This is a genomic window from Novosphingobium organovorum, from assembly GCF_022832435.1.
Classification (GTDB): Bacteria; Pseudomonadota; Alphaproteobacteria; order Sphingomonadales; family Sphingomonadaceae; genus Novosphingobium; species Novosphingobium organovorum.
In genome coordinates this window covers 1-563 of sequence record NZ_JALHLF010000265.1, presented here as the reverse complement: position 1 = coordinate 563, position 563 = coordinate 1, and the positions used below count along the sequence as shown (strand labels likewise).

Below are 563 nucleotides of genomic sequence, written 5' to 3'. Positions count from 1 at the left end.
GTTGCCGCGGCGGGCAAGCTCAACGTGCTGGCCGCTGGCGCGCCCGAGGCGATGGCCAAAGCGGCCCCCGCGCTCGAGGCGATCGCGGGCAAGGTGTGGGAGCTGGGCGCGGAACCGGGCGCGGCCAACGCGGTCAAGATCGCCTGCAACGCGCTCATCACCATGGCGATCGAGGGCATGGCCGAAGGCGGCGTGCTGGCCGAGACCGCGGGCGTTGATCGCGCGCGTTTCCTCGAGGTGCTGACCGGCACGATCTTCGGCGCGCCGGTCTACCAGAACTACGCGCGGATCATCGTCGAGGGGGAATACCAGCCCGGCTTCAAGGCGACGCTCGGGCTCAAGGACCTGCGCCTGGCGAGCGCGCTGGCGAGGGACAGCGGCGCCAGCCTGCCGGTGCTCGAGGCGGTCCACGCGCGCATGGCCGATGCGATCGAAGCCGGGAACGGCGAACGCGACTGGGGGGTGATGGCCGACTACACCTTCAAGACCGCCGCCCGGATCGGCAAGCCCGAGGTCTGAGAGCCCTCTCTGATTGGGGCCTCGTGGGTCAAGCTGCTTCCTCG

The 563-nt window shown here is 70.7% G+C and carries 1 protein-coding gene; it reads left to right on the top strand.

Going from position 1 to position 563, the window contains the following annotated elements:
* A partial coding sequence (locus tag MTR62_RS21165) for an NAD(P)-dependent oxidoreductase (RefSeq protein ID WP_244024650.1) occupies positions 1-519 on the top strand: 519 nt, incomplete at its 5' end.
* Positions 520-563: the final 44 nt, after the last annotated feature.